The organism is Mucilaginibacter pallidiroseus (genome assembly GCF_007846085.1).
Classification (GTDB): domain Bacteria; phylum Bacteroidota; class Bacteroidia; order Sphingobacteriales; family Sphingobacteriaceae; genus Mucilaginibacter; species Mucilaginibacter pallidiroseus.
This window is the reverse complement of the sequence record NZ_VOEJ01000001.1, coordinates 160,086-187,026: the sequence shown is the minus strand read 5'-3', so window position 1 is coordinate 187,026 and position 26,941 is coordinate 160,086. Positions and strand designations below refer to the sequence as shown.

General features: G+C 43.9%; 21 protein-coding genes. 18 read left to right on the top strand and 3 right to left on the bottom strand.

What is annotated here, in order from left to right; all coding sequences use genetic code 11:
- Positions 1 to 313: 313 nt before the first annotated feature.
- From FPZ43_RS00825 to FPZ43_RS00800, 6 genes are all read left to right on the top strand, one after another.
- Complete coding sequence (locus tag FPZ43_RS00825) at positions 314 to 2,407, top strand: HEPN domain-containing protein (protein WP_146379956.1); 2,094 nt, start codon at positions 314 to 316, stop codon at positions 2,405 to 2,407.
- A complete protein-coding gene (gene cobA, locus FPZ43_RS00820) occupies positions 2,404 to 3,189 on the top strand; it encodes a uroporphyrinogen-III C-methyltransferase (protein WP_146379955.1) in 786 nt (261 codons plus the stop codon). The genes FPZ43_RS00825 and cobA overlap by 4 nt, the downstream gene beginning before the upstream one ends.
- On the top strand, positions 3,167 to 4,669 hold the full coding sequence (locus tag FPZ43_RS00815) for a TSUP family transporter (RefSeq protein ID WP_146379954.1): 1,503 nt from the start codon (positions 3,167 to 3,169) through the stop codon (positions 4,667 to 4,669). Before cobA ends, FPZ43_RS00815 begins: the two co-directional genes overlap by 23 nt.
- Position 4,670: 1 nt before the next feature.
- On the top strand, positions 4,671 to 5,393 hold the full coding sequence (locus tag FPZ43_RS00810) for a phosphoadenylyl-sulfate reductase (RefSeq protein ID WP_146379953.1): 723 nt from the start codon (positions 4,671 to 4,673) through the stop codon (positions 5,391 to 5,393).
- Complete coding sequence (gene cysD, locus FPZ43_RS00805; protein WP_146379952.1) at positions 5,390 to 6,295, top strand: sulfate adenylyltransferase subunit CysD; 906 nt, start codon at positions 5,390 to 5,392, stop codon at positions 6,293 to 6,295. Before FPZ43_RS00810 ends, cysD begins: the two co-directional genes overlap by 4 nt.
- A gap of 89 nt (positions 6,296 to 6,384) precedes the next feature.
- Positions 6,385 to 7,635, top strand: a complete 1,251-nt coding sequence (locus tag FPZ43_RS00800) for a sulfate adenylyltransferase subunit 1 (RefSeq protein ID WP_146379951.1) — start codon at positions 6,385 to 6,387, stop codon at positions 7,633 to 7,635.
- Between the two features lie 243 nt (positions 7,636 to 7,878).
- Here the strand turns inward: FPZ43_RS00800 and FPZ43_RS00795 are convergent, their stop codons facing one another.
- On the bottom strand, positions 7,879 to 10,833 hold the full coding sequence (locus FPZ43_RS00795; protein ID WP_146379950.1) for a TonB-dependent receptor: 2,955 nt from the start codon (positions 10,831 to 10,833) through the stop codon (positions 7,879 to 7,881).
- Positions 10,834 to 11,145: 312 nt separating this feature from the next.
- Between FPZ43_RS00795 and proB the strand changes: the two genes are divergently transcribed.
- Positions 11,146 to 12,225 (top strand): glutamate 5-kinase, encoded by a 1,080-nt coding sequence (gene proB, locus FPZ43_RS00790; protein ID WP_146379949.1) that lies wholly within the window; start codon positions 11,146 to 11,148, stop codon positions 12,223 to 12,225.
- 2 nt (positions 12,226 to 12,227) lie between these two features.
- Complete coding sequence (locus FPZ43_RS00785) at positions 12,228 to 13,475, top strand: glutamate-5-semialdehyde dehydrogenase (protein ID WP_146379948.1); 1,248 nt, start codon at positions 12,228 to 12,230, stop codon at positions 13,473 to 13,475.
- 307 nt (positions 13,476 to 13,782) lie between these two features.
- Here the strand turns inward: FPZ43_RS00785 and FPZ43_RS00780 are convergent, their stop codons facing one another.
- Positions 13,783 to 14,379, bottom strand: coding sequence for an FMN-dependent NADH-azoreductase (locus FPZ43_RS00780; RefSeq protein ID WP_146379947.1), 597 nt, complete (start codon positions 14,377 to 14,379; stop codon positions 13,783 to 13,785).
- Between the two features lie 115 nt (positions 14,380 to 14,494).
- Here FPZ43_RS00780 and FPZ43_RS00775 point away from each other — a divergent pair, with 115 nt between their 5' ends.
- The 4 genes from FPZ43_RS00775 to FPZ43_RS00760 all read left to right on the top strand — a co-directional run bounded on the left by FPZ43_RS00775 (position 14,495) and on the right by FPZ43_RS00760 (position 19,147).
- Positions 14,495 to 14,881 carry a winged helix-turn-helix transcriptional regulator gene (locus tag FPZ43_RS00775; RefSeq protein ID WP_261380931.1) on the top strand — a complete coding sequence of 129 codons (387 nt, stop codon included), beginning with the start codon at positions 14,495 to 14,497 and terminating at the stop codon, positions 14,879 to 14,881.
- 78 nt (positions 14,882 to 14,959) lie between these two features.
- Complete coding sequence (gene mnmA, locus FPZ43_RS00770) at positions 14,960 to 16,048, top strand: tRNA 2-thiouridine(34) synthase MnmA (protein WP_146379946.1); 1,089 nt, start codon at positions 14,960 to 14,962, stop codon at positions 16,046 to 16,048.
- Positions 16,049 to 16,258: 210 nt separating this feature from the next.
- Positions 16,259 to 18,658: a type I DNA topoisomerase gene (gene topA, locus FPZ43_RS00765; protein ID WP_146379945.1), complete on the top strand. Its 2,400-nt coding sequence runs from the start codon at positions 16,259 to 16,261 to the stop codon at positions 18,656 to 18,658.
- A gap of 84 nt (positions 18,659 to 18,742) precedes the next feature.
- Positions 18,743 to 19,147, top strand: a complete 405-nt coding sequence (locus tag FPZ43_RS00760; RefSeq protein ID WP_146379944.1) for a hypothetical protein — start codon at positions 18,743 to 18,745, stop codon at positions 19,145 to 19,147.
- Here FPZ43_RS00760 and FPZ43_RS00755 read toward each other — a convergent pair.
- Positions 19,144 to 20,697 (bottom strand): gluconokinase, encoded by a 1,554-nt coding sequence (locus FPZ43_RS00755; RefSeq protein ID WP_261380929.1) that lies wholly within the window; start codon positions 20,695 to 20,697, stop codon positions 19,144 to 19,146. The genes FPZ43_RS00760 and FPZ43_RS00755 overlap by 4 nt on opposite strands.
- Positions 20,698 to 20,933: 236 nt before the next feature.
- Between FPZ43_RS00755 and FPZ43_RS00750 the strand changes: the two genes are divergently transcribed.
- The 6 genes from FPZ43_RS00750 to FPZ43_RS00730 are packed head-to-tail and all read left to right on the top strand — an operon-like array spanning position 20,934 to position 26,941.
- Positions 20,934 to 21,323: a response regulator gene (locus FPZ43_RS00750; protein ID WP_146379943.1), complete on the top strand. Its 390-nt coding sequence runs from the start codon at positions 20,934 to 20,936 to the stop codon at positions 21,321 to 21,323.
- Entirely contained in the window at positions 21,301 to 22,395 is a 1,095-nt protein-coding gene (locus FPZ43_RS00745) for a sugar transferase (protein ID WP_146379942.1), read from the top strand. Before FPZ43_RS00750 ends, FPZ43_RS00745 begins: the two co-directional genes overlap by 23 nt.
- Positions 22,396 to 22,403: 8 nt before the next feature.
- Complete coding sequence (locus FPZ43_RS00740; protein ID WP_146379941.1) at positions 22,404 to 23,087, top strand: TolC family protein; 684 nt, start codon at positions 22,404 to 22,406, stop codon at positions 23,085 to 23,087.
- 3 nt (positions 23,088 to 23,090) lie between these two features.
- Positions 23,091 to 25,238 carry an exopolysaccharide transport family protein gene (locus FPZ43_RS00735; protein ID WP_146379940.1) on the top strand — a complete coding sequence of 716 codons (2,148 nt, stop codon included), beginning with the start codon at positions 23,091 to 23,093 and terminating at the stop codon, positions 25,236 to 25,238.
- A gap of 46 nt (positions 25,239 to 25,284) precedes the next feature.
- Complete coding sequence (locus FPZ43_RS19195; protein ID WP_186461729.1) at positions 25,285 to 25,422, top strand: hypothetical protein; 138 nt, start codon at positions 25,285 to 25,287, stop codon at positions 25,420 to 25,422.
- 13 nt (positions 25,423 to 25,435) lie between these two features.
- Complete coding sequence (locus FPZ43_RS00730; RefSeq protein ID WP_146379939.1) at positions 25,436 to 26,941, top strand: O-antigen ligase family protein; 1,506 nt, start codon at positions 25,436 to 25,438, stop codon at positions 26,939 to 26,941.

The window sequence follows — 26,941 nt, the reverse complement described above, 5'->3', positions numbered from 1 at the left end:
GCCGCATTTAAGAGGTTACGGTATGCAAGTGCTTACAGATGAAGTTAACAACGCATTCCTATATCCCCCTCTCCCAACCGTCATCACAGAATCAAAACAGACTTTTTTTAAATAAATACTACAATTTCCCTATAGTATGTATATATTTGGGTTATTAACAATGGCAAATTCGCATACTACATATTGTAACAACCTAATTTTCTGCTGTATGCAGCAATTTTAATACGGCTGTAACCGATGTGTAATGATGACATACGCCTCTTCAGCCAAAGTGAAGAGGCTTTTTTATAATATAATTTAACGGGATAACGATATGCAAAGCTTCAGGACGGAACTGGAGAACCCTATAGTTGAACAGGATATAATTGACCTTGAGAGGAAAATCCGTGCGTTTAAAGAGGGTAAAATACACGACGAAAAGTTCAGGAGCCTGCGCCTTGCGCGTGGTGTGTATGGACAGCGCCAACCTGGTGTGCAGATGGTACGCATTAAGCTTCCATTTGGTAAAGTTACCTTCAAACAATTATTAAAGATAGCCGACATTGCCGATGAATATGGCAGCGGTAACCTGCACCTCACCACTCGCCAGGATATCCAGATTCATTACGTTAGCCTCGACCGCACACCGCAATTGTGGGCCGAATTGGAGCAGGATGATATAACCCTGCGTGAGGCTTGCGGTAATACCGTGCGCAATGTAACGTCCTCACCTACTGCCGGTATCGATCCGGAGGAGCCTTTTGATGTTTCGCCTTATGCGCAGGCCGTGTTCGAATATTTTCTACGCAACCCTATTTGCCAGGAAATGGGCCGCAAGTTCAAGATCTCATTCTCATCAAGCGATAAGGATACCGCTTTTAGCTACATCCACGACCTTGGCTTTATTCCAAAGTTAAATGATAAGGGCGAACGTGGCTTTAAAGTAAACCTTGCCGGTGGCCTTGGCGCGCAGCCATTACTGGCAACTATTGTTGAGGACTTTTTACCGGAAGATCAGCTGATCCCTTACACCGAAGCCATTATTCGCGTATTTGATCGTCACGGCGAGCGCAACAACCGTAACAAGGCCCGTATGAAATACCTTGTGCAAAAGTTAGGTTTGGATGAAGTTTTACGGTTGACTAAAGAGGAGCATCTCGCACTTAAAGTTAAAACCTACCCTATTAATCGCGATAGCGTACCGCAGCCGGAGTTACCCCAACCGGGCAATAATGTGGATGTTGTAATTGATAACCCGCTTCGATATGAGCAATGGCTGGCAACAAACGTGTTTGAGCAAAAGCAGGCCGGCTTTTACGGCGTTTTTGTAAAAGTACCGGTTGGGGACATCCATACGCCAACTGCACGCGCATTGGTAGCAGCTATAAAACCTTACGTAGGCGATGAAATTCGCATCACGCAAAACCAGGGCTTGCTATTAAAGTACGTTCGTAAAGAAGCTTTACCTGCCTTATACAGCGGCCTGCATGCCTTAGACCTGGCAGCGCCGGGCTTTGACAGCATTGCCGATGTTACCACCTGCCCCGGCACAGATACTTGTAACCTGGGCATCAGCAACAGCATGACCATGGCCAAAGTGCTGGAAGATGTGATATACAACGAATATGAAGACTTTATTTATAACCGCGAGATCAAGATAAAAATAAGCGGCTGTATGAACAGTTGCGGCCAGCATGGCTTGGCGCATATTGGCTTTCATGGCAGTTCATTAAAAGCAGGCACAAGGGTTTTGCCATCGGTACAGGTAATGCTTGGTGGCGGCACCGTTGGCGATGGTGTTGGCCGCGCGGCAGAGCGTGTAATAAAAGTACCATCGAAACGCGCAACTGATGTTTTGCGAACCTTGCTTGATGACTATAAAGCACAAGCTTTTGCTGACGAAACTTACCATGCTTATTACGACAGGCAAACCAAAGATTACTTTTACCGCCTGATGAAGCCCCTTGCTGATCTCACTACCCTAACCGAAGATGAGTTTGTTGACTGGGGGCACCAGGAAACATTTGCCACGGCTATTGGTGTTGGCGAGTGTGCCGGGGTTGTGATAGACTTAGTTGCTACGCTGCTTTACGAAAGCGATGAAAAACTGGGCTGGGCTAATGGCGCTTATGATAAAGGTTACTGGGCCGATGCTATCTATCATTCTTACAATACATTTATAAGCGCAGCAAAAGCGCTGTTGCTTGATAAGGGCATAAACAGCAGCACACAGGCAGGCATCATTAAAGAATTTGATAACAACTATGTGGCAACAGGCGATTTTACCCTTGACGCTACTTTTAGCGACCTTGTACTACAAATAAATAAAAACGAACCATCTGAAGCGTTTGCGACGGCCTATAAAAATCAGGCAACCGAATTTTTGCAGGCAGTAAAAGATAAAAGAGAGGCACAGCAATTAGCATGATAAAAGTTAAAAATAATTTAAAGGAGCCCCGTATCACGCTGGTTGGCGCAGGCCCCGGCGATGCTGAGCTCATTACTATAAAAGGCATTAAGGCACTGCAAACTGCTGATGTTGTTTTGTACGATGCTTTGGTAAATGAAGAACTGTTGGAGTTTGCCCCGGCAAACGCCACCAAAGTTTATGTTGGCAAACGCTCCGGCGATCATTCCTTCTCGCAGGACAACATCAATAAACTGATGATTGATTATGCCCTTAACTATGGTCATGTGGTACGCCTAAAAGGCGGCGACCCATTTGTATTTGGTCGAGGGTATGAAGAGTTGGATCATGCGGCCGATTATAGTATTCCGGCGCAGGTTATTCCGGGTATATCAAGCTCAATTGGTGTGCCTGGTTTGCAGCAGATACCCGTTACCCACCGTGGTATGGCCGAAAGCTTTTGGGTGATAACCGGTACCACCACTAACGGCCAAATCTCCGGCGATTTGTTCCAGGCAGCTAAAACACGTGCTACGGTTGTTGTATTAATGGGTTTGCATAAACTTGCCGAAATAGTAGAGATATATAAACAGGAAGGTAAAGGTAAATTGCCGGTAGCTGTAATACAAAGCGGGTCTACAGAGAATGAAAAGGTAGCTATTGGTGTGGTTGATACCATTGTTGAAGTGGTCGACGAGCAAAAAATTGCCTCGCCTGCATTAATAGTTTTGGGAGATGTGGTTTCATTGCATCCTAAATTTCAACCGATAAGGGAATTTTATGACATTGTTGCCCAGGAATAATACAACCAATTTTCAGCCGCAAAAGGCAAAGGGCAACCAATTGTTCCCTGTGTTTTTAAAGCTGGAAAATCTGCATACCGTGCTGGTAGGGGGCGGCAACGTGGGTTTGGAGAAACTTACGGCCCTGCTTAACAACAGCCCGGCGGCGGCGGTTACTGTTATTTCTAAAACATTTTTGCCGCAGATACACCAGTTAGCGGCAGCGTTTTCGCAACTAAAAATAGTTCAAAAAGCCTTTGCCGATACCGATCTGGACGGTGCCGATATTGTGATTGCCGCTACTAACGATAGCAATCTCAATCACTTTATCCGTCAGTCGGCACATGACCGTAAGTTACTGATCAACGTGGCGGATAAGCCCGAGCTTTGCGATTTTTATCTTGGTTCGATAGTGCAAAAAGGCGATCTTAAAATTGCCATATCAACCAATGGTAAATCGCCAACCATAGCAAAGCGATTAAAAGAGGTACTAAACGACTCGATACCCGAAGAAATTGACACATCGTTGCAACAATTGAGCACTGTACGCGATCAGTTATCCGGCGACTTTACCCATAAGGTAAACGAACTGAACCGCATTACCGCTGTACTTGTTGGTGCCAAAAAACCGCCAAGTAATAAAAGCTTAAAACTGGTGGTGTGGGCCACATTTATAGTTTTTTTGGCTATTACGCTTACCTCGTTATGGTTTAGGGAACCGGGCTTTCGTGATTATGTAGAGGGTATCCCGCCGACCTTCTTTTACTTTTTAGGCGCGGGGTTTGTTTTTGCCATGATTGATGGTGCCATAGGCATGTCATATGGGGTTACTTCAACAACATTTTCACTGTCAATGGGTATCCCGCCGGCGTCGGCCAGCATGGGCGTACACCTATCGGAGATAATGAGTAATGGCATTGCCGGCTGGATGCATTACCGCATGGGCAACGTAAATTGGAAGCTGTTTAAACTACTTCTTGTTCCGGGTATAATTGGTGCTGTTACCGGGGCTTACTTATTGTCGTCCTTAGAACATTATGCATCATACACCAAGCCTGTCATTTCAGTATATACATTGATATTGGGTTTTGTAATTCTTAATAAAGCCATCAACCTAAAAAAGAAACGGACAAGCGGTAAAATAAAGAGGATTTCTTTACTTGGTCTTGGCGGCGGCTTTATTGATGCAGTTGGTGGTGGTGGCTGGGGGTCCATCGTTTTATCTACTTTAATTGCGGGTGGCAGGCATCCCCGCTTTTCGTTAGGCACGGTAAAACTATCAAGGTTCTTTATCGCGCTCATGAGTTCGTTAACTTTTGTTACCATGTTAAGTGGTGCCCGTTGGGACGCAGTCGCAGGGCTAATTATTGGCTCTGCTTTGGCATCCCCAATAGCGGCCCGTATATCAAACAAAATATCGGCAAAGTTTATCATGTTCGCGGTAGCGGTTATTGTAATTTTAATCAGCATCCGCAGCATCATCAATTTCTTTTTAAAGTAAAGTGGCAGATATCAGACACATAGCAGATTTAATTGAGGGCAAAGACCCCGTAGAGGCGCTTAGGCAACTTGCCGACGTTTTTGCCGGAGAGATTGTTTTCTCGACCAGTTTTGGATGGGAAGACCAAGTAATATCGCATATGATATTCGCCAATGATATCCCTATCAAAGTTTTCACGTTAGAGACCGGCCGTTTGTTCCCGGAAACGTATTACGTATGGAACCGGACAATGGAAATCCACGGAAAGCCTATCCATGCCTACTATCCTGTGCATCAATTGGTAGAAGATATGGTAAACAAAAAGGGACCAAGCAGCTTTTATGAATCGGTAGAAAACCGCAAAGAATGCTGCGGTATCCGTAAGATAGAGCCCCTTCATCGCGCCCTTGCAGGCAACCAATGCTGGATAACCGGCATACGTGCCGAGCAATCGCCAAACCGGGAAGACATGAACAACTTGGAGTGGGATGCAGGAAATCAACTTATCAAGTTCCACCCTATTTTTAGCTGGACAATTGATGACGTGAAAGCATATATTAAAAAATATAACATACCGTACAATACATTGCACGACAGAGGTTTCCCGAGCATTGGCTGTCAACCCTGCACAAGAGCTGTACAACCCGGCGAAGATTTCAGGGCCGGACGCTGGTGGTGGGAAGACCAAAGTAAAAAAGAATGTGGCTTGCACGCCGCAGTGCAATTAAATGATTTAAAAGAATGAGTAAATACCGGTTAGATTATTTGGACGAATTAGAGGCAGAGGCAATTTATATTTTGCGCGAAGTAGCCGGTCAGTTTGAAAAACCTGCTCTTTTATTTTCGGGCGGCAAGGATTCTATTACCCTGGTGCATTTGGCTTTAAAAGCTTTCAGGCCGGGTAAGTTTCCGTTCCCGCTGGTGCATATTGATACAGGGCACAATTTTGAGGAGACTATTACCTACCGCGATGAAATGATTGCCCGCATAGGCGAAAAATTGATTGTTGGCAACGTACAGGATAGCATTGACGAAGGAAAGGTGATTGAGCAAAAAGGCAAAAACGCAAGCCGTAACGCCCTGCAAACCGTTACTTTGTTAGATACCATCGCCAAACACCAGTTTGACGCCTGTATTGGTGGTGCCCGCCGCGACGAAGAGAAAGCTCGTGCTAAAGAGCGCATATTTTCCGTGCGTGACGAGTTTGGCCAGTGGGACCCTAAACGCCAGCGCCCCGAGTTATGGGATATTTACAATGGTAAAATACACAAAGGCGAAAATGTACGTGTGTTCCCCATAAGCAATTGGACAGAACTTGATGTGTGGAACTACATACGCCGTGAAAACATCCCCTTGCCTACCATATACTTTGCCCACCAGCGCGATTGCATTACCCGCAACGGTCAGTTAATGGCTGCATCGCCGTTCCTGAATATGGATGACGATGATGTAATTGAGCGCAAAAATGTTCGCTTCCGCACCGTTGGTGACATGACCTGTACTGCAGCTGTTGAATCATACGCCTTCGAGATAGATGACATCATCGACGAGATAGCTTCATCAAAAATAAGCGAACGCGGCGCCCGTATGGACGACAAAGTAAGCGAGGCCGCTATGGAAGAACGCAAAAAAGGCGGATATTTTTAATTCAAAAAGTTAAAACTTTAATTTTCTTTTGAGAAGTTAAAGGCAGCAACAAATCCCCTACCTCCACGGAGGGTTATAAGAAGATAATAATGGATATACTGAAATTTATAACAGCAGGTAGTGTTGACGATGGCAAAAGCACATTGATTGGTCGCTTGTTGTATGATAGTGAAGCTATACTTGCCGACCAGTTGGAAGCCCTGCATGCATCTAACCGTAAAAATGATGACGGCACAATTGACCTTGCCATATTAACTGACGGCCTTAAAGCCGAACGCGAGCAGGGCATCACCATCGATGTGGCCTACAAATATTTTGAAACTGATAAACGCAAATTCATTATTGCCGATGCTCCCGGCCATATCCAATACACCCGTAACATGGTTACCGGTGCCAGCAATGCTGCACTTGCCATTATTTTAATTGATGCCCGCAAAGGTGTGGTTGAGCAAACCACCCGCCACTCTTTCCTGGTTTCATTGCTTCAATTACCGCAAGTGGTAGTGGCCGTAAACAAAATGGACATGGTTAATTACAGCCAGGAAGTTTTTGATAACATTGTGGCCGACTATAAAAAGTTAGCTGCAAAGGTTGGGTTAGACAATGTTACTTATATTCCGGTAAGTGCCCTTAAAGGCGATAACATCGTTTATAATTCGGCAAACATTAGCTGGTATACCGGCGACAGCTTGCTGCAACATCTGGAGAATGTTGAAATTAAAATAGATGATTCATATGCTCATGCCCGTTTCCCGGTGCAATGGGTTGTACGCCCGCAAACAGATGCGCTGCATGATTATCGTGGCTATGCCGGCCGCGTAGCCAGTGGTGCGTTCAAGGTAAATGATAGGGTAACAGTTTTGCCTTCAGGCGTTACTTCAACCATCGCTAAGATCGAACTATTCGATAAGGAACCAGCCGAAGCATTGGCTGGCATGTCTGTGACGGTGCATTTGCAGGATAATGTAGATGTAAGCCGTGGCGATATTATCGTGAATACTGCCGGGCAGCCACAACTATCAAGCGTTATAGAGGCTGACTTATGCTGGATGGATACCCGCCAATTGGATACTTCCCTTACTTATTTACTTCAACATAATACAAAGACCATCCGTTGCAAGATCCGCGAAGTTGTTTACAAAATAAATATCAACACTTTGGAAAAAGATTATGATGAAGACTTTAAATTAAACGATATTGGCCGCGTGGTTTTAAGAACTGCCGAGCCGTTGGCCTTTGATCCTTACCAGGAAAATAAAGCCAACGGTGGTGCCATTATTATCGATAGCCGCACCAATGTTACCATAGGCGCGCTGATGCTGAGGCAATCTGTTGAATAATTGTCCAATTATTATATAACCGTTAATTATGCTAAACCCTGTTCGATGTGCAAGTCGGGCAGGGTTATTTTGTTTCTGTATGAAACGTTAAGTGCAAAAGACACAAAGTATTGCGTCTCTATATTAATTATCAAAACGTAGAGACGCGATACTTCGCGTCTTTGACAGCAACGAAAAAAGACGGGTAATCTCTTACCCGCCTTTTAACCAAAAAAACCTAAAACAAAAAATCTTTACAGTCTGCTATTTATTATTGCCGGATAATAAGCCGTCAAGTGTCACTGATGCATAATAAATGCCGCCAATGGTTGGGCCGCCTGCGTATTGTATGTAGCGGTTATTAAATATGTTTGATGCACCAACTTTAAACGTAGCGTAGTACTGCGGCACACGGTAAGTAACTTGCGCATCAAAGGTGTGTATAGCATCTACCCTGCCGGTAACCAACGGGCTCTCCCACAAGAATGATTGCTGCCATTTGTAAACCACATTAAAGCCTAAGTTATGCAGCAACTCACGGTTACCGAACGAGAAGTTGCCCGACCACTCGGGCGTATTAAAGCCGGTTACAAAAATATCTGACGCGGTTTGCGCTTTAAGCTTATTAAAACTTACGTTGCCCGATACCGTGTAGCGTTTGTAAAAATTATAGCTTAAACCTAACGACGAGCCGTAGTTATTATAAATGTTTTTAGCATTAGTGTAAACGCGGTAACGGCTTTGCCCCTGGCTGGCGGCGTTAGCGCTGGTTGCCGTTGTAGGGTCGCGGTTTACATCAAGCATGGCTAATACTGCTGCGTCTGTACCTACTGTGGTGCCGTTTGGTACAAACACCTGTACCTGGCCCAAAAAGCCATCGTAGCGGTTGGCATAAGCATCCACATCAAGGAAAACCTTGTTATCAAACAATACACCTTTGTAACCAACCTCATATGATGTTATTTGCTCTGGGCGAGCCTTTGGCAAATCGGCCACCTGTAAAAGGTTGCGATTAGCCAAAGCTGTTGCATCGTCACCGGTAGTTGAAGCAGCCTTCACCGCGGCGTTAAATGCAGTTACCGATTGCTGCGTGTAACTATTGTTTAAATAACCTAAGCCGTCGTTAATAAACTCCAAACTACCCACGCGTTTTACGCGGCCATTGTTTACGTATGATAACGCTTCGAACAATGACGGAAAACGGTAACCGTTTTGAAAAGTGAACCTGAAGTTATGATTTTCGCTCGGCGAGTAAACAGCAGCTAAACGGGGCGTAAACTTAGGATCAAAGTATGGGTTATAATCCCAACGGACAGAACCAAATAGTTTTAGTTTTTCCTCAAAAAATGTTTTGGTTACCTGCGTAAAGGCCCCGTATTTTTTATAGATCACGTTTTCACCGAAACTGCCGTCGGCAAGCGGTGTGTTCCTGTCAGCAATGGAGCGGCTAAAGTCAACAAAGTTATTACCGTCAGGGATTATTTCATACACACGGATATCTGCGCCAACCAACAGGTCTACAACTTTAACCTTATTGGTTAGGTCCCACTGCGCTTCGCCGTTGAACATATGGCTTTTTTGTACCAGGGCCGCGCCGCCCGTTGCTGGCGCATTTGGTATCAGGCTCGATTTTATGTCCCAGTTATTAATACCGATAATGGTGCTGCGCAACGCGTTGAACTCCGGTGTGCCTGGTTCTACCCTGCCGGCATCTGCGGCAGCGCGGGCGGCGGCGGTAGCAGCTGCTAAATTAGCAGATGTTAAACCACCGTTGGCATTACCATAAGCTGTTAAGGCATTTTTATAAGCGGTACCCCAGGCCGAGTTGCTGGCATGATTTAAGTCGAGATTATCTGCCAATGGTTTTACATTAAAAGAGTTGCCTGTATTTTCAATCGACTCGTAACCTCTAATCAGAAAGTCTTTAACTTTTAGCTCAACTTTATGATTTTGAACAGTTGCACCATTTAATGATATTTTGTTACCACGCTGAAAAACGCCATCCATTCTGCCATATCTGTAGGTGTATGATAATTGCGTATTCGGCGTGATCTTGTATGCTAAGGTACCATCCAGTTTAAGGTTGCTTACATCCGGGCTTACCAAGTCAACCTCGTTATAACCTGTACGCGCAACAGTTAGGTTGGGCCTGGCCACACCATCAACCACAATTCCCTTGATAGAAACTGTATTACTACCGGCAAGGGCATCGTCGCCATATTTGTTCCAGCCATCGTAAGCTGCATTATTTGCGCCGGTTAATTCCGGATAGGCAGGGTTGGCCGTTTTTAAATTACCTGGGTTTTGATCCAACCGTGTATTTGATTGCCAGTCTTTTCCGCGCAGGTAACTCGCGTTGATCTTAAAAGCAAATTTATCTTTATAAGCTTTGGCATAACGGATGGCAGTTTCGGTGATGGCGCTCGGATCGATGCCAATACCGTCAACATGGTTAACTCCTGTACGCTGATAAAAACTCAGGCCCTGGTAACGGAATGGATCTTTGGTAAACAAGTTGGATAGGCCGTTTATGGCATTGGTACCATATAATGCAGCTGCGGCACCCGGCGTAATTTCAATGCTTGCAATATCTAATTCGGTTGGCCCAATGGCATTACCAAGTGGCACACCTAATGTGGCCGACTGCATATCCACCCCATCGGCAAGTTGCATAAACCTGAAGTTGTTGGGGCTGTTAAAACCGCGAGTGTTAGGCACTTTAAGTGTGATACTGGTAGTCGTCATTTGCACACCTTTCACATTCTCCAGAGCATCGTAAAAGCTTGGCCCCGGTGATTGCTTTAGCGCAGTAATACTTAATTTCTCTATAGCCACCGGCGATTTCATCAGCTTTTCCTCACGGCGTGATGCCGTTACTACTACCTCATTTATAAGCAATGCCTGGGTAGTAAGCTGTATATTGACAGGCGTATTTGCGCTGCGTATAAAAAACTCCTGCGGCTGATAGCCCACCGCGCTGAACGAGAGCGTAAAGGGCAGCTTAGCATTAGTAACCAACGAGAACTTACCGGTACTATCGGTAGATGTACTGTTGTTCGTCCCTTTGATTGACACAGTTGTACCGTTAAGCGCTACGCCGTGGTCGTCTTTAACGTATCCGCTGATACTGTAATTCCCATTAAGTTGGGCTTGCGCTAAACGGGGCGCCAGCAGTAAAAAAAGCACAATAATTTTTAATGAAGTCGAGACGGTTTTCATTGAATGAGATTGCAATAAGATTGATGAATGAGTTTATTTAATGTTTAACGGAGATAGTTCAACAGCAACAGCAGGCAGAAAGGCACTGCATCTCTACCATTTTTTGAACTGAAAAAACATTATAATAACACATTGTCTATAGGATAAGTAGACAAATATATAAAACATTGTGATTGAAGTAACAATTTTAAAAAAATTATTGGCTTTGGCATTTTTAATTACCTGATATAATGTACTAACTAAGCTGATTAATCACCCAGATTTCGTTGTAAATCCTTATTATTGACGACTAACTCGATATACATTATTTAAATGGCCTTTAATTACCGCCGCATTATTATAAAAGTAGGATCCAACGTTATTACCAGGCCCGACGGCTTGCCCGACAATGAGCGTATTTCGCACCTTGTTAATCAAATAGCTGATATAAAAAAACAAGGCATTGAGGTAATACTTGTATCGTCTGGTGCGGTAGCCTCCGGAAGGAGTTTGATATCCGTATCCGAGAAAAACAATGCCGTAGCCACGCGCCAATTATTGGCGTCAATTGGGCAGGTTAAGTTGATCAATACCTACTCGCAGCTTTTTGAGCGCTTTGGTATTTTATGCTCGCAAGTACTGGTAACCAAGGAAGACTTTCGCGACAGGCTCCATTACTTAAATATGCGCAATTGCCTGGAAATTTTGTTACAGCACCACGTTATACCCGTTATTAATGAAAACGACGTAGTTTCCGTTACCGAATTAATGTTTACCGATAATGATGAGTTGGCCGGGCTTATCGCCTCTATGCTGAGCGCCGAGGCACTGATTGTTTTAACAAACGTAAACGGCATTTATAACGGCGACCCTAAATTGGCAATATCTTCGGTTTTAACGGAGATTAATGATAATGAGATAGATTTTGCATCATTCGTTAGCTCGGGCAAATCACAATTTGGCCGAGGTGGCATGATCACTAAAACCACCATTGCCCAAAAAGTTGCCAAGCTGGGTATAGCGGTGCATATTGCAAACGGAACTACCGACAATATCCTAACAGATGTAATTGCAGGAAAGGCCCTCCACACGCGCTTTGTTGCCAACAAAAAAGCATCAGGCAAAAAGAAATGGATAGCACACGCAGAAACCGCTGCTACCGGGGTTGTGAAAATTAACGATGGGGCAAAGACAGCCCTATTTTCTGCAAAAGCTTCCAGTTTGTTACCGGTGGGTATCATCGACGTACAGACAGATTTTAAGAAGGGTGATGTGATTAAGATTGTTGACGAGCATAACAAAGCCCTGGGCATTGGCATTGCCGAGTATGGATCTGAGAAGGCACGTGACTACGCCGGCCAAAAGAAACAACGCGCCCTTATACATTACGACTACCTTTATTTACAGCGATAGGTATGAGCTATAATCAATATTTCGAAAGCGCATTAGCGGCGGCCAAAAGCCTGCACCTTGCGCCTGCCAAGATCGACGCCATTTTGTTGGACGTTGCCGATGCGGCCACTTCACAAACGGATGAGTTGCTGCGCGAAAACCAGAAAGACCTTGACCGGATGGATCCGGCCGATCCAAAATATGACCGACTGAAACTTACTGCCGAACGTATTGCAGGGATAGCGGCAGATATCAGAACGGTAGCCGGGTTGGATAGTCCGCTGGGTAAAGTGATATCTCATAACACATTACCTAATGGGTTGAACCTCAAAAAAATCCGTGTGCCGCTTGGTGTAGTTGGCGTTATTTACGAAGCGCGCCCCAATGTTACTTTTGATGTTTTTGCATTATGCTTTAAAACAGGGAACATAAGCGTATTAAAGGGTGGCAGTGATGCCGAGTTTTCAAACAAAGCCATTACTAGCATAATCCATGGCGTGTTACAAAAGCACGGCATCAACATAAATGCTGCTACCCTGCTCCCGGCCGATCGCGATGCTACTGCCGCGTTGCTGAATGCGGTTGGATATATAGATGTACTTATTCCACGTGGCAGTCAATCTCTTATCGATTTTGTGCGCAGTAATAGCAAAGTGCCCGTTATTGAAACCGGCGCTGGTATTGTACATACCTATTTTGATGAAACCGGCGATCTCGAAAAAGCCGTAGCTATTATCGATAATGCGAAAACCCGTCGAGTAAGCGTATGCAACGCCCTCGACTGCCTTATTATCAACAGCAAACGCCTGGGCGATCTCATACACATCACGGAACTTTTGGCGGCAAAAAAAGTTCAGTTGTATGCCGACAAAGCTGCGTTTGAAGTTTTGGACGGATTTTATCCAAACGAACTTTTAGCCGAAGCACAGCCGGAGCATTTCGGTACGGAATTTCTGTCGATGGCCATGTCCATAAAAACAGTTGACAATCTGCAGCAGGCACTCGATCATATCGCAGAATACAGTTCGAAACACAGCGAAGCTATCATCTCTGAAGACGAACTTTTAATAGAAAAGTTCTTAAACGAGGTTGACGCTGCAGCCGTGTATGTAAACGCATCAACAGCTTTTACAGATGGTGCCCAGTTTGGCCTCGGTGCCGAAATTGGTATTAGCACACAAAAGCTCCATGCCCGCGGCCCAATGGGCCTGGAAGAGTTAACCAGTTACAAGTGGTTAGTTAAAGGTACCGGACAGGTTAGAAACCCGTAGCTACCTTTAGCATCATATCCAACCTGTCAACACACTCGCTAAGCCGTCAATTCAACATGTCATTGCGCGTCATAGCGTGGCAATCTCGTCGCGTGGCTCTATCAACGCATCGGCATGAGTTATCTTAACGAAGCGTCATGTTGAGCCTGTCGAAACACTTGCCGCTTGGTAAGGTCTTTGACAGGCTCAGATTGACTCAGATCAAATAAAAAGGTCATACTGAACTTGTTCCAGCCATCTCATCTTAACAATCTGATGGGATGCCGATATGCATCGGCATCCCATTCCTCATGCAAAATAAAAGAATTTAAACTGCTATACTTTCAATAGCTTTTTCAAGCGCTGTTTCGCCAACGCCCGCAACCTTTAATCCTTCGGCGCGGTACACGGTTATATCTGTCATGCCTAAAAAGCCAAGTACGGCGCGGAGGTATGGTTCAGTAAAATCATACGGCTTATAATCGCCTTCAGAATAAATGCCGCCAGAAGAGATCGCCACGTATACCTTTTTGCCTTTAACCAGTCCCTGCGGTCCATTCTCTGTATAAGTAAAGGTTTTTTGCGCACGGGCAATATGGTCTATCCAGGCTTTAAGTGATGAGTGAATAGCAAAGTTATACATCGGTGCGCCAATCACAATTACATCGGCGTCCATGATCTGTGCAATTGCCTGGTCGGAGTGCTTAACTGCTTCTGCTAGCTCAGGCGTGTAGTTTTCTGCCGGGGTAAAAAATGAGTTGATGTGCGCTTCTTCCAGGTGCGGAAATGGCTGATCAACAAGGTTGCGAACCACTACATCGCTGCCGGGATTAGCCGCCGCTAACTTATCAACTATGGCGTTACCTAATTTTATACTTACAGATGCTTCGCCACGAGGGCTTGATATTAAATGCAGAATTTTCATTTCAATAGATTTTGTTACGAAACAAACCTATGTACATTTACTATTAAAAAGATATCACTATCCCAAAGGATAGCACTATCCTTTGGGATAGTATGTAAATTTGACCATGTCCGAAATGATGATACACAATTCAACCGAATGCAATGCAGCGGTAAATTCCATCCGGGATGCCCTGTACGTTTTAAGCGGCAAATGGAAACTGCCGCTTATCGTGGGCTTGCGCGAAGGGCCTAAACGCTTTAATGAGATACAACGGGCGCTGGTAGATATCACACCGAAAGTATTATCTAAGGAGCTACGCGAATTGGAGTTGAACGACTTTGTGATAAGGCGCGTTTATGACACTGTGCCAGTCACGGTAACTTATGAGCTTACGCCGTATAGCGCCACGGTAGATCCCATTATAGCTGCTCTGCGCGAGTGGGGAGCCCAACACCGTAACCGCATTGTTGAAAGCCGCCGTACAGAACAATCTGAAATTGAGGTTAAAGTGATCGATTAATTAACAAATCTTCATTTTACCCTACCCTGACCAACGCGTAACCGATATTTAGGCTAAAGGCGTATCTTTGCACCCAATATGAGTAAGCACGGTAGAATATTAGTGGCCATGAGCGGCGGAGTTGATAGTTCGGTAGCGGCAGTGATGCTGCACGAGCAGGGCTACGAGGTTATTGGCCTTACCATGAAAACATGGGACTATGCTTCTGCCGGTGGTAGCTCAAAAGAAACCGGCTGCTGCAGCCTGGACAGTATAAATGATGCACGTGCTTTGGCAGTAGGCTATGGTTTCCCGCATTATATACTGGACATCCGTAACGAGTTTGGCGATTTTGTGATCGATAACTTTGTTGACGAATATCTTGCAGGACGTACCCCTAATCCCTGCGTGCTTTGTAACACCCACATCAAATGGGAAGCATTATTAAAGCGCGCCGATAAACTCGATTGCGAATTTATAGCCACAGGGCACTACGCCAATATTCGCCAGCAGGACAACGGCCGTTATGTAATATCAAAAGGTAAAGACGAAAATAAGGATCAATCATACGTGCTATGGGGCGTTTCGCAGCAAAACCTTGCGCGTACCAAATTCCCTTTAGGCAGTTTCTCTAAACCCGAGATCAGGCAGATAGCTGTTGATATGGGCCAACTGGAACTTGCCGGCAAAAGCGAAAGCTACGAGATTTGCTTTGTACCTGATAACGATTACCGGGCATTTCTTCGACACAAAGTTGAGGATCTTGACGAGCGTGTTGGTCCTGGTAACTTTGTATTAACCGATGGTACGGTAGTAGGTAAACACCTGGGCTACCCTTACTATACCATTGGCCAACGTAAAGGCCTGGGTATTGCATTGGGCAAGCCTATGTTTGTTACCCGCATAAATGCCGATACCAACACCGTTGTTTTAGGCACTGCCGAAGAGCTTGAACGCAAGGAAGCCTGGGTACGTAACTTAAATTTGATAAAATACGAAAGCATTACCGAGCCACTTGAAGCTGTTACCAAAATACGCTACAAAGACGCTGGTACCGAAAGCAAGATCCAGCAAATAGGCGACCATATGAAAGTATCATTCGACCATATGGTATCTGGTATAGCGCCGGGCCAGTCGGCGGTATTTTATGAGGGCAGCGACTTATTGGGCGGCGGATTTCTGTTGTAATTTCCTTTAGTTTTACTGCACTTAGTTGGGCCTCCAGGTTGTATATACACGGCTTTACTACGCCTAAGAGCGCAGGTAAATTGTAATTTCAAACAAACATTTCAAGTATTTAAATATTACAACTTTAAAACGTTGTAACTTTTTAACAGCATAAATAATTTGCGTATGTGGCGCATTTTATGTTTTCTTTGCAGAATAACCCGCGTTTAAATGGCTAAAAATTTACTCATAGTTGAATCTCCGGCGAAAGCCAAAACCATTGAAGGATACCTTGGTAAAGACTTCACTGTTAAGTCGAGCTACGGCCACATCCGTGATTTGGTGAAGTCTGAAGATGCCATCGATATCAATAACAACTTCAACCAAAGATATGAAGTGCCTGCCGATAAAAAGCAGGTAGTGAGTGAGTTAAAGAAGTTAGCTAAAGAAGCCGATATGGTGTGGCTCGCATCCGATGAGGACCGCGAGGGAGAGGCTATATCTTGGCACCTGTTTGAAACATTGGGTTTGAAAGAGCCGGACACGCGCCGCATTGTTTTTCACGAGATTACAAAGCCGGCCATTTTAAAGGCAATTGAAAATCCGCGTAAAATAAATTACAATCTTGTAAATGCGCAGCAGGCGCGCCGCGTGTTAGACAGGTTGGTAGGTTTCGAACTATCGCCCGTGCTTTGGAAGAAAGTAAAACCATCATTATCTGCGGGCCGCGTTCAGTCTGTGGCGGTACGCTTGATAGTTGAGCGCGAGCGCGAGGTAAATAAATTTAAAGCTGAAGCTGCTTTTAAGGTAGTAGCCATTTTTGGCCAGGGTCGTAATGCGTTTAAAGCCGAATTGCCGGAGCGTTTTTCTCAGCAGGCCGATGCTGAGAAGTTTTTACAGGATTGCGTTAAAGCCTTATTCGAGATCAGATCGCTTGAAACCAGGCCTACAAAACGCTCCCCGGCTGCACCATTTACCACATCAACCCTGCAGCAGGAAGCCAGCCGTAAATTAGGTTACTCGGTATCGCGTACCATGTCTATCGCACAAAAGTTGTATGAGTCTGGTTACATTACCTACATGCGTACCGATTCAGTAAACCTTTCGGATACGGCGCTTAATGCCGCTGCAAATGAAATTACATCTGCCTACGGCGATAAATATCACCAGCAGCGTAAATACAAAACTAAAAGCGCAGGCGCACAGGAAGCTCACGAAGCTATCCGCCCAACTTATTTTGATAAACATACCATCGACGGTGATGGTGCCGAAAAACGTTTATACGAACTGATTTGGAAGCGAGCCATTGCATCACAAATGAGCGAGGCACAGTTTGAAAAAACCGTGGCAAAGATCAGTATATCAACCCGTAAGGAAGAGTTGGTTGCCAACGGCGAGGTGATGAAGTTTGACGGCTTTTTAAAAGTTTACCTCGAATCGCACGATGACGAAGATGATAATCAGGCCGATGGCGAAAATGCAATACTGCCACCGCTAAGCAAAGGGCAGCAACTTGATTTGCAGGAAATGACAGCAACAGAAAGATTTTCGCGCCCGCCTGCACGCTACACCGAGGCCAGCCTGGTTAAAAAACTGGAAGAGTTGGGTATTGGTCGCCCGTCAACCTACGCCCCTACCATATCAACCATACAAAACCGTGGTTATGTGGTTAAAGAGGAACGCGAGGGCCGCCAGCGCAATTTCAGGGTGCTGACGCTTAAAGGCAATGATATAACCAAAGAAGAAAAAACCGAGAACACCGGTGCGGAGCGCGGAAAACTGTTCCCAACAGATATTGGTGCCGTGGTGAACGACTTTTTGGTACAGCACTTTAACGGTATTGTGGATTTTAACTTTACCGCCAGTGTCGAGAAAGAGTTTGATGAAATTGCCCAGGGCCTTAAGGACTGGACAAAAATGATACGTACTTTTTACGATCCTTTCCATAAAGATGTAGCCAACACCATTGAAACAGCCGAGAAAGCAACCGGCGAACGTGAATTGGGTGTGCACCCGGAAAGCGGCAAAAAGGTATCTGTACGTATTGGCCGTTACGGTCCGTTTGTACAGGTAGGTGAAAATGCCAACGACGAAAGCGAAGAAAAACCGCTTTATGCAAGTTTGCGTACGGGCCAAAGCATCGAAACGATTAGCCTTGAAGATGCTCTTGAACTTTTCAAGCTACCTAAAGTAGTTGGCGAGTACGAGGGTAAAATAATGAAAGTGGCCATTGGTCGTTTCGGCCCGTACATCAGCCACAACAGTGCGTTTGTATCGTTACCAAAAGAGATAGACCCGTTAGACGTAACCGAAGAGCAGGCGATTGAACTGATTGAGGCCAAACGCAAGAAAGATGCGGAGAAGCTGATAAAAACATTTGACGAAGACCCGGATGTTAAGATATTAAATGGCCGTTGGGGCCCTTACATCGAATTTGGCAAGCTAAATGTTAAAATCCCTAAGGATAAAGAGCCTGCATCACTTACCTACGAGGAATGTAAAGCCCTTGCCGACGCCACACCGGCTACAACAAAAAAAGGCCGTTTTGGTAAGGCAGCGCCAGCTAAGGCAGCTGCCCCTGCAGCAAAAAAAGCACCAGCCAAGAAGAAAGCGCCTGCAAAAAAGAAATAACACAGTGATTGGTGAGCGGAAAGCAATGGGTGGTTATGTAACCGCTTAGTAATGTTTACCGCTCGCTGCTTAACCACTTAACAAATGATTAAAGACCTCCACCCTAACGTAGTAAAAGATATCGCCATTGCCGTTGCACTTGAGAGTGAGAGCGTGGAGAGCAAGGTATGGTATGTTTACATCATTAATCTTAAAAACGAGACTTTAGAAAATGTGCTTATCACGTCGAAAGGTTATGGTGAAAAAGATGGCGAGCAGGTAAAAACGTCGGTGTTAAGGCACTCTTTCCCGATTATAGAGCCAAATACTTACAAACTGATAGAACCTATTGATGAGCAAACTTTTGGGCTCAACAATGAGTACTGGTTAAGCTATTACATAGGGAAAGAAATATTTGACAAAAAGTTCATCTTTCTGCCCGAAAGCATAATCGATAACAACTTTATAAAATTGCCCGTGGTTAATAAACCCGGCGTTATGATCCGTTAGTTACGCAAATCATGCATCAGTTGCATTGACTCTTTTAGATCGGTATATACTTTTTTATAGATAGGAAACATTTTGCTGTAAAGCGCATGGTTATCCATATCAGGTTCAATAGTTTCTGTTTGGTTATCATCAACGAAAATCTCATCGGCATTTATATCTAAGGCTTCAAGTGCCAGGTGAATGGCACCAATGGCAGATGCGTCTCCTGTTTTTTGCTTTACCAACCTTTTGCCTGTAATATCAGCCAATATTTGTACCCAAACTGCGGAAGAAATAAAGCCACCGCTAATTACAATTTCCTTTATAAACGGCTGGTCTCCTTCTATGGCCTTCAACACATCATTCAAGGCAAAGCAAATACCTTCTATTACTGCCCTTAAAAAATGTTGCTGCTTGTGTTTATAGCTGATATTCAGGAATGAAGCCGAGCTATTGGCATCCCATATTGGCGCCCGCTCTGCATATAAATAAGGTAAAAATATCAATCCGTTGCTACCGGGCTCTACCATTTCAACCTCGGTAAATAATAGCTTATATGCCTCTTTAGTAATATCACCGCGTTTCAAAAAATCTTTTAATAACCAGTCGGCCGCTGCGCCGCCATTGTTTACCGCGCCACCGCATATATAACGGCCTTTTGTAAGCAGGTAGTTGAAAGTCATGGCCTGGTAGTTATAAACCGGCTGTGGAGATGCAACGCGTACTGCCCCACTTGTACCAATTGTTAATGCAGCAACGCCATTGGTGACCGCGCCGCCACCAAGGTTGGCACAGCAGCCATCGCTGGCACCGGCTACAAAGGCAGTTTGATTGCTGATGCCTGGTATAGTATCAAGCGTTTTATCAAGGTAACGGGTATAGGTTGTGTTTACCGGCGCGGATAGTTTATTTGCGTCTAACCCGGCCAATTCAAGTGATTTATGATACCATTTAAGTTCGAGTATATCAAACATGCCCGTAGTAGACGCAATGGAATAATCCACCTCGTACACGCCGAATAGCTTAAACCACACATACTCTTTAAGGGAAATAAACTTGTGCGCCTTATTAAACAATTCCTGCTCATTCTGGCGTAGCCACATCAGCTTACACAAAGGCGACATCGCATAAATTGCTGTGCCCGTTTTCCTGTAAATATCCTCACCGGCATCAGACTTACGTAGCTCTTCAGCAATGTTTGCACTGCGGGCATCAGCCCAAAGTATCGCATTGGCAAGAGGTGTACCATGCTCATCAACAGGCATAATACTATGCATAGCGCTACTAAAGCTTATAGCCGCGGGCGCGGCATGTAACTCCGTTATCGCCTGGTTTATGCAGGCAACAAAAGCATCCCATATCAAATCGGCATTTTGCTCGCTGTACTCAGGTTTGGTATTTATAGTTGGATAATGGCTTTGCGCTGTAAAAATAGTTTCCCCTGTAGCATCTACTGCAACAGCTTTTGTGCTGCCAGTGCCTAAGTCAATCCCAATAAAGTATTTCTGCATAAAGTTATCCCATTTAAACGCACGGAAACGAAACAGCAATAATACTTTAAAAGTGTTCACAACACACCTTTTTATTAACATTTACAACCCATCTTTTTAAAAGGCTAACGCTCAAATACTTTTTTAATATAATTTTAACTATTCCTCTACTACTTACGTATATAGGGCGAATACGCTGTATCATAAGCCGGTGCGATGTTTAACGTGGAAATTGAAAATTTCAATTGCTAATTTATGAGCAATATTTCACGAAAAAGTATCATATTTATAGCACCAAGAATGTATAATTACAACAAATGAAAAAAACGCTATTGATTGTTGATGACGACTTGAGTATACTCAAGCTCCTCAACTTTATTCTATCAAAAGAATATGAGATAGTGGTTAAGAACAATGGCATAGAAGCATTTGGATGGCTGGAGGATGGCAATATGCCGAAGCTAATAATATCCGATTTGCAAATGCCTTATTTTGATGGCCAATCGTTTATTAAAAACGTGAAAATCAGTGGTTTTTACCGTGATATACCGGTGATTGTATTATCAGCAGCGCATGACTTAGATGAACAGATTGCCAATATGCCGTTTAAGGTAGATGCATTTATACACAAGCCGTTTAACCCAACAACTTTAAAAGCAGCAATTAATCAAGCCCTACAAGTTTATGATGCAGCAAACAGCAACTAATTGGAACGAAAATTCCGGAACGCAAATTAGTATTGCATACGCAGGCCTCGAACTCAAAGATCTTATTGCGAATGATCTTAGCGGAAGTTTCAGGGTAACTTTCAACAATACCATAGCCGATCTGGAACAATATCTTGGCGATCAATCCATCTTAAGCATCCCCGACATTATTTTGGTTGAGGTTGATAAGGATGAAAAATGCTTCGAACTTGTCACCAATATCCGTAAAAACTTTTTGCTTAACGGGGTAATTATAGTGATGCTGGCTACCCGCAAGGATAAAGCACAAGTACAAAAAGCCATGAAGATGAAACTGCATGACTTTTATACCTACCCTTTTGCCACATCAGACCTACTGGAGCGCCTCAACTTCCTGGTTAGATTTAAACTGATACGCCCTCGCCTGCTCGAACTGTCAAAGGAGGTTGACATTACCTATAAAATGCCCGCAGGCAAGCGATTCCTGGATCTTTTTATAGCCTGCAGCATGATGATTGGCCTATCGCCAATTATGTTGATTGTTGCTATAGCTATAAAACTCGATTCTAAAGGCCCTGTTTTTTATAAAAGCAAGCGTGTAGGTACCGGCTATAAAGTGTTCGACTTTTATAAGTTCCGGTCTATGCGTACAGATGCCGACCAATTACTGGCTAAGCTATCTGAAACAAATAACCAATATGCCGTTGAAGAAGAGGGAGTTACTAAATCTGCCTTTGTTAAAATTAAAAATGATCCACGCATAACCAAGCTTGGCAATTTTTTACGCAACAGCAGTTTGGATGAATTACCACAATTGCTAAACATTATTAAAGGTGATATGTCTGTAGTAGGCAACAGGCCACTACCAGTATATGAAGCAGAAATGCTTACCTCGAACGAGTGGTCGATGCGCTTTTTGGGCCCTGCCGGTTTAACAGGCTTGTGGCAGATAAGCAAGCGCGGAAAAGAAGATATGTCTGAAAGGGAACGAAAAAAACTTGACAATTTTTACGCACAGAAATATTCTTTCTGGTTGGATGTAAAGATTATTTTAGGTACCGTTCCGGCATTATTTCAAAAAGAGAAAGTTTAATTTCACCAATGAACAACAAGCTCAAGTTTTTAAGCATTTTATTACTTTGTTTTCTCTTAACTACAAGGCTGCATGCCCAGGGGGAAACCTTTATAGCCGATATCAATTACCAATACCTCGAAAAACTTATTGCAACTGCAAAAAAGAATTACCCCGAGGTAAAACTGAGGCAGGCACAGGTAAACCTTGCCAAAAGCAATTTAACGCAGGCAAAAGTGTTATGGCTTGATGCGTTTACAGCATCTTACATTTATAGCCCGCGCAGCTCGCTAAATTTAATTCAACCTACTATTTTCAATGGTTATCAGCTTGCCATTTCTGTAAATATTGGTCAGTTGCTTTCAAAGCCGTTTGTAGTACGCAGCGCGCGCGAAACCATGAGGATTGCCCAATACCAACAACAAGAGTACGATTTAAGCATCACGGCAAATGTTAAACGCTTGTACTACCAGTACCTGAGTGCGCAAGCTGATTTGCGCTTACGTTCGGGAGCAGTTATTGATGGCGAAACCGCTGTAAAACAGCTAAAGTATTCGTTTCAAAAAGGCGAAGTTACCTTCCAGGTTTATAATGAGGCTTTAACCAGCCTTTACCTGCAGGCAGGATATAAGGTGCAGGCCGAGTTGGCCACTGTTACCGCCAAAACCAACTTAGAAGAAGTTTTGGGTGTTAGATTAGAAGATGTTAAGTAAAGTATGGAGTTAGGTAATTTTTTAAAAGTTTTATGGAAACATAAAAACCTGCTGATCATCGTTCCGCTGGTTGCCGTTATCGCCTCCTTTTTTGGTGTACAAAGCCTTCCTGATAAATACGTTTCAAAAGCCCAGATAGCAACGGGTATTGTTGATGAGTCGCGCCAGTTATTGGACGCCGACCCAACCGGTGCTGTGCAGGAGCAGGAAATAAACGGCAAATTCAGTAACCTGATACAAATAATGAAGCTTAAAACGCTCATTAACCAGGTATCATACAAACTGATTTTGCATGACCTTACCAGCCCTGCACCGTTTAAAAAGCCAAGCAAATTATTTTTGAGTATGAATGCACGCGCACGTGCACATGCTATTGAGGTTTTTACTAAAAAATTTAACACCTTACAGCCGCTTTCATTTTACAACGCCGACGAAAATGGATTAAATGAGCTTATCCGCTCGATGAAATATGATGAGCGTAATTTACGTGAGGACCTTACCATTAGCCGTGAAGAGGATAGCGATTTTATTTCGGTTACTTATGAATCCAATAACCCGCAGCTATCTGCCTATGTAGTAAACGAGCTTTGCAGCCAGTTTATCAAGTATTATTCAACCACCATCCGTAAAAACGAGGGCGATGCTGTAAAATACCTTTCGCAGCAACTGGTTGAAAAACGTAAAGCGCTGAATGACAAAACTGCCAAGCTGCAGCAGTATAAGATTGATAACGGTGTAATTAACCTTGAAGAACAGTCGAAATCGTTGTTTGACCAAATGATGGCTTATAATGACCGTAAGCAACAGACAATCAAGGATTTAGATTCATATAACGGCGCACTTCGCAAAATCAACGATAAGTTTAAACCCGAAGAGCGTGGGTATGTTGAGGCTTCCATGAATAAGTATAACCAAGCCATCGTAAATACGCAGGATGAAATGCATATTTTGATGGATCGTTATGTTCGCAGCAATTTTAACCCGCGCTATAAAGCCGCTGTTGATTCGCTAAATAATGTGCTCTCTGCCCAATTGGTACAGTCGTCAGATAAATATCTTTCCAACCCCTTGGCGTCAAAAGATGAATTGGTACGCCAAAAAATCACCATTGAGGTGTCGCGCGATTTGGCACGTTATGGATTAAGATCAATAAACCAGGCACTTGCCGACCTTAGCGCCCGCTTTAATAAACTGGTGCCGTTTGACGCTACGGTAAAAACATACAATTTCGATATTGACATTGCCAGCAAGGAGTACATGGATGCTCTTGCCAAGTATAACGAAACAAACTTAAAGTCAACAAGTTCGCTTAAGCTGCGCCAGATTGAAGCCGCCATTCCGGATGCTGCCGAGCCTTCTAAAAAAATGCTGTTGATACTGCTTAGCGGCGTTATCACGTTTGCTTTCTGCGTGGTGATTTTATTTGCCATGTTCTTCTTTGATGATAAAGTTACGGAACCGGCAGACCTGGTTAAACGCACCAACCTGCCATTGCTTGGCTATTTAAATACAGTGGATGGCACACTTGATCTCCGTAAACTTTGGGACGTTGAAAACCGCGATAAAATGAAGCAGTTTAAGGAGCTTATCCGCTCCATACGTTTTGAGATTGATCAGGAAATGCGCGGAGAAAAGGTGTTGGGCATCACCAGCCTGGCCAATCATGAGGGTAAAACTATATTGGCAGTAAGCCTGGCTTACTCCTATTCGATGATTAATAAAAAGGTGCTCCTTATTGATGGTAACTTTACTAACCCAACAATAACGCATACCGCCCAACCAAGGGTTTATCTCGAAGATTACTTTAAAAACAATCCCGATAATAATGAACCGGGAAACAGCGCTGCAACAACTGTTATGGGCAACCATGGCGGCGATGTAACCTTGCTTGAGGTGAGCGATGAAAACTACATTCGCAGTAAGTTTAACGAGTTGAAACAGAAGTACGATATCATCATCATTGAAACCCCACCGCTGTCAACCATGAATAAATCGAAGGAGTGGTTATTGTTTGCCAATAAAACCCTTGCTGTTTTTGAAGCCAATAAAGGAATTGCCAAAAATCAGAAAGAAGATATCGGTTACCTTACAAACATGGGCAGCCGCTTTGGCGGGTGGATTCTAAACAAGGCAAACATAAAACAGCGTTAGTTTTATGGTAATTTTTAGCGGCTGCTAATTAATCTGTAAATAGCGAATGAGGATAGAACCAGTAAAACAGGAAACAGATAAGTTTGCCCAGCTTACCCCGCTTGAAAGGCAAACCCGCAAGGCGGCAATAGCCCTTGCTTTCTTGGGCGTTTTTGTGTGGACGTTTAAAATCTTATTTTTTTAACAAACACCAGCTGATGTTCAACAACCAGGCACAGGGCGGCATTAAAGGGATTTTTAAATGGGTAACTTCATTTAGTGATCTTTCGCCTTTAAAAAAAGCATTGCTGCTTTTGCCTTTTGCGCTAATCATCAGTTTTGCCATAGCTAAATTTGGTGTAATAGCCGCGGGTGGCTTGTTGGTTTTAATAGTTGGCGTGCCCCTGCTCTATTTCATAGTAGGTTACCCCAAAGTAGGTATAGCAGCCCTAATTATCGCTTCGTTCTTTTTGAATTATGCCTCGGAGTTTTTACCTGAAGAAACGCCTTTGGGTATTGTTATGGATGCCCTTACCTACCTGCTTATATTTGGCTTTTTGGTGAAACAAAAGTATGAGCGCAATTGGGATTATTTTAAAGACCCAATTAGTTACCTGATACTGGCATGGCTTTTCTATAATTTTATTGAAGCTATAAACCCGGCATCACCGTCAATCCTGGCTTGGGTTTATACCGTGCGTACTGTAGCATTCATAATGCTGATGTACTTCATTTTTGTGTACAGCATCCGCGATATAAAATACATACGCTTCATATTTAAGTTGTGGCTATTTTTATGCCTACTTGCGGCGATATCCGGCATTCAACAAGAGTTAATTGGTCTTTTCCCTTTCGAAAAAACCTGGTACTATGCCGATCCATCGCGCATGAAATTTTTTTTTGTGGCCGGGCACCTGCGTAAAGTATCCATCTTTCCGGACCCCGTAACCTTCTCATATAACATGGTTGTAGCGGTGGTGCTATGCCTTTGCTTCATACCTTTAAAAATCGCCTTATGGAAAAAAATAGCAATGGTTGTTTTGATCCCAATGTGTATTTTGGGCATGCTATATTCGGGTACACGAGGTGCTTACGTATTGTTGCCGGCGGCAATGGCGATGGTGGCAGTACTTAACTTTAATAAAAAGCTAATGCTGTTTGTAATTATTGCAGGCAGTATGCTTGCGGTGGTTATAGTGATGCCTACATCAAACCCGCTTATTAAACGTTTTCAATCGGCATTTAAACCATCAGACGATGCCTCGTTCAACGTACGTGCCGAAAACCAGAAACGTATAAAACCTTACATCCTGTCACACCCTATTGGTGGTGGCTTAGGCTCCGTTGGTGTGTGGGGCCGTAAATTTGCACCCAACTCGTTCCTGGCCAACTTCCCACCCGATAGCGGTTATGTGCGTGTTGCTGTAGAGATGGGTTACGTTGGCTTGCTGTTGTTTAGCGTGCTGATGTTTATCATACTACTACGCGGAATAAACAACTATTACCTTATCAAAAATCCGGAACTTAAGCGATATTGCTTGGCAATGATACTGGTGATATTTGTTTATAACATAGGCAACTATCCGCAGCAGGCATTGGTGCAGTATCCATCCAATATTTTATTTTATCTTGCAGCTGCATTGCTCAATGTAACGCTAAGGCTCGATCAACAAGAGCAGCGTGAAATTGAGCAGAAAAAACTGGATGCTTTAGCTATCCAATAA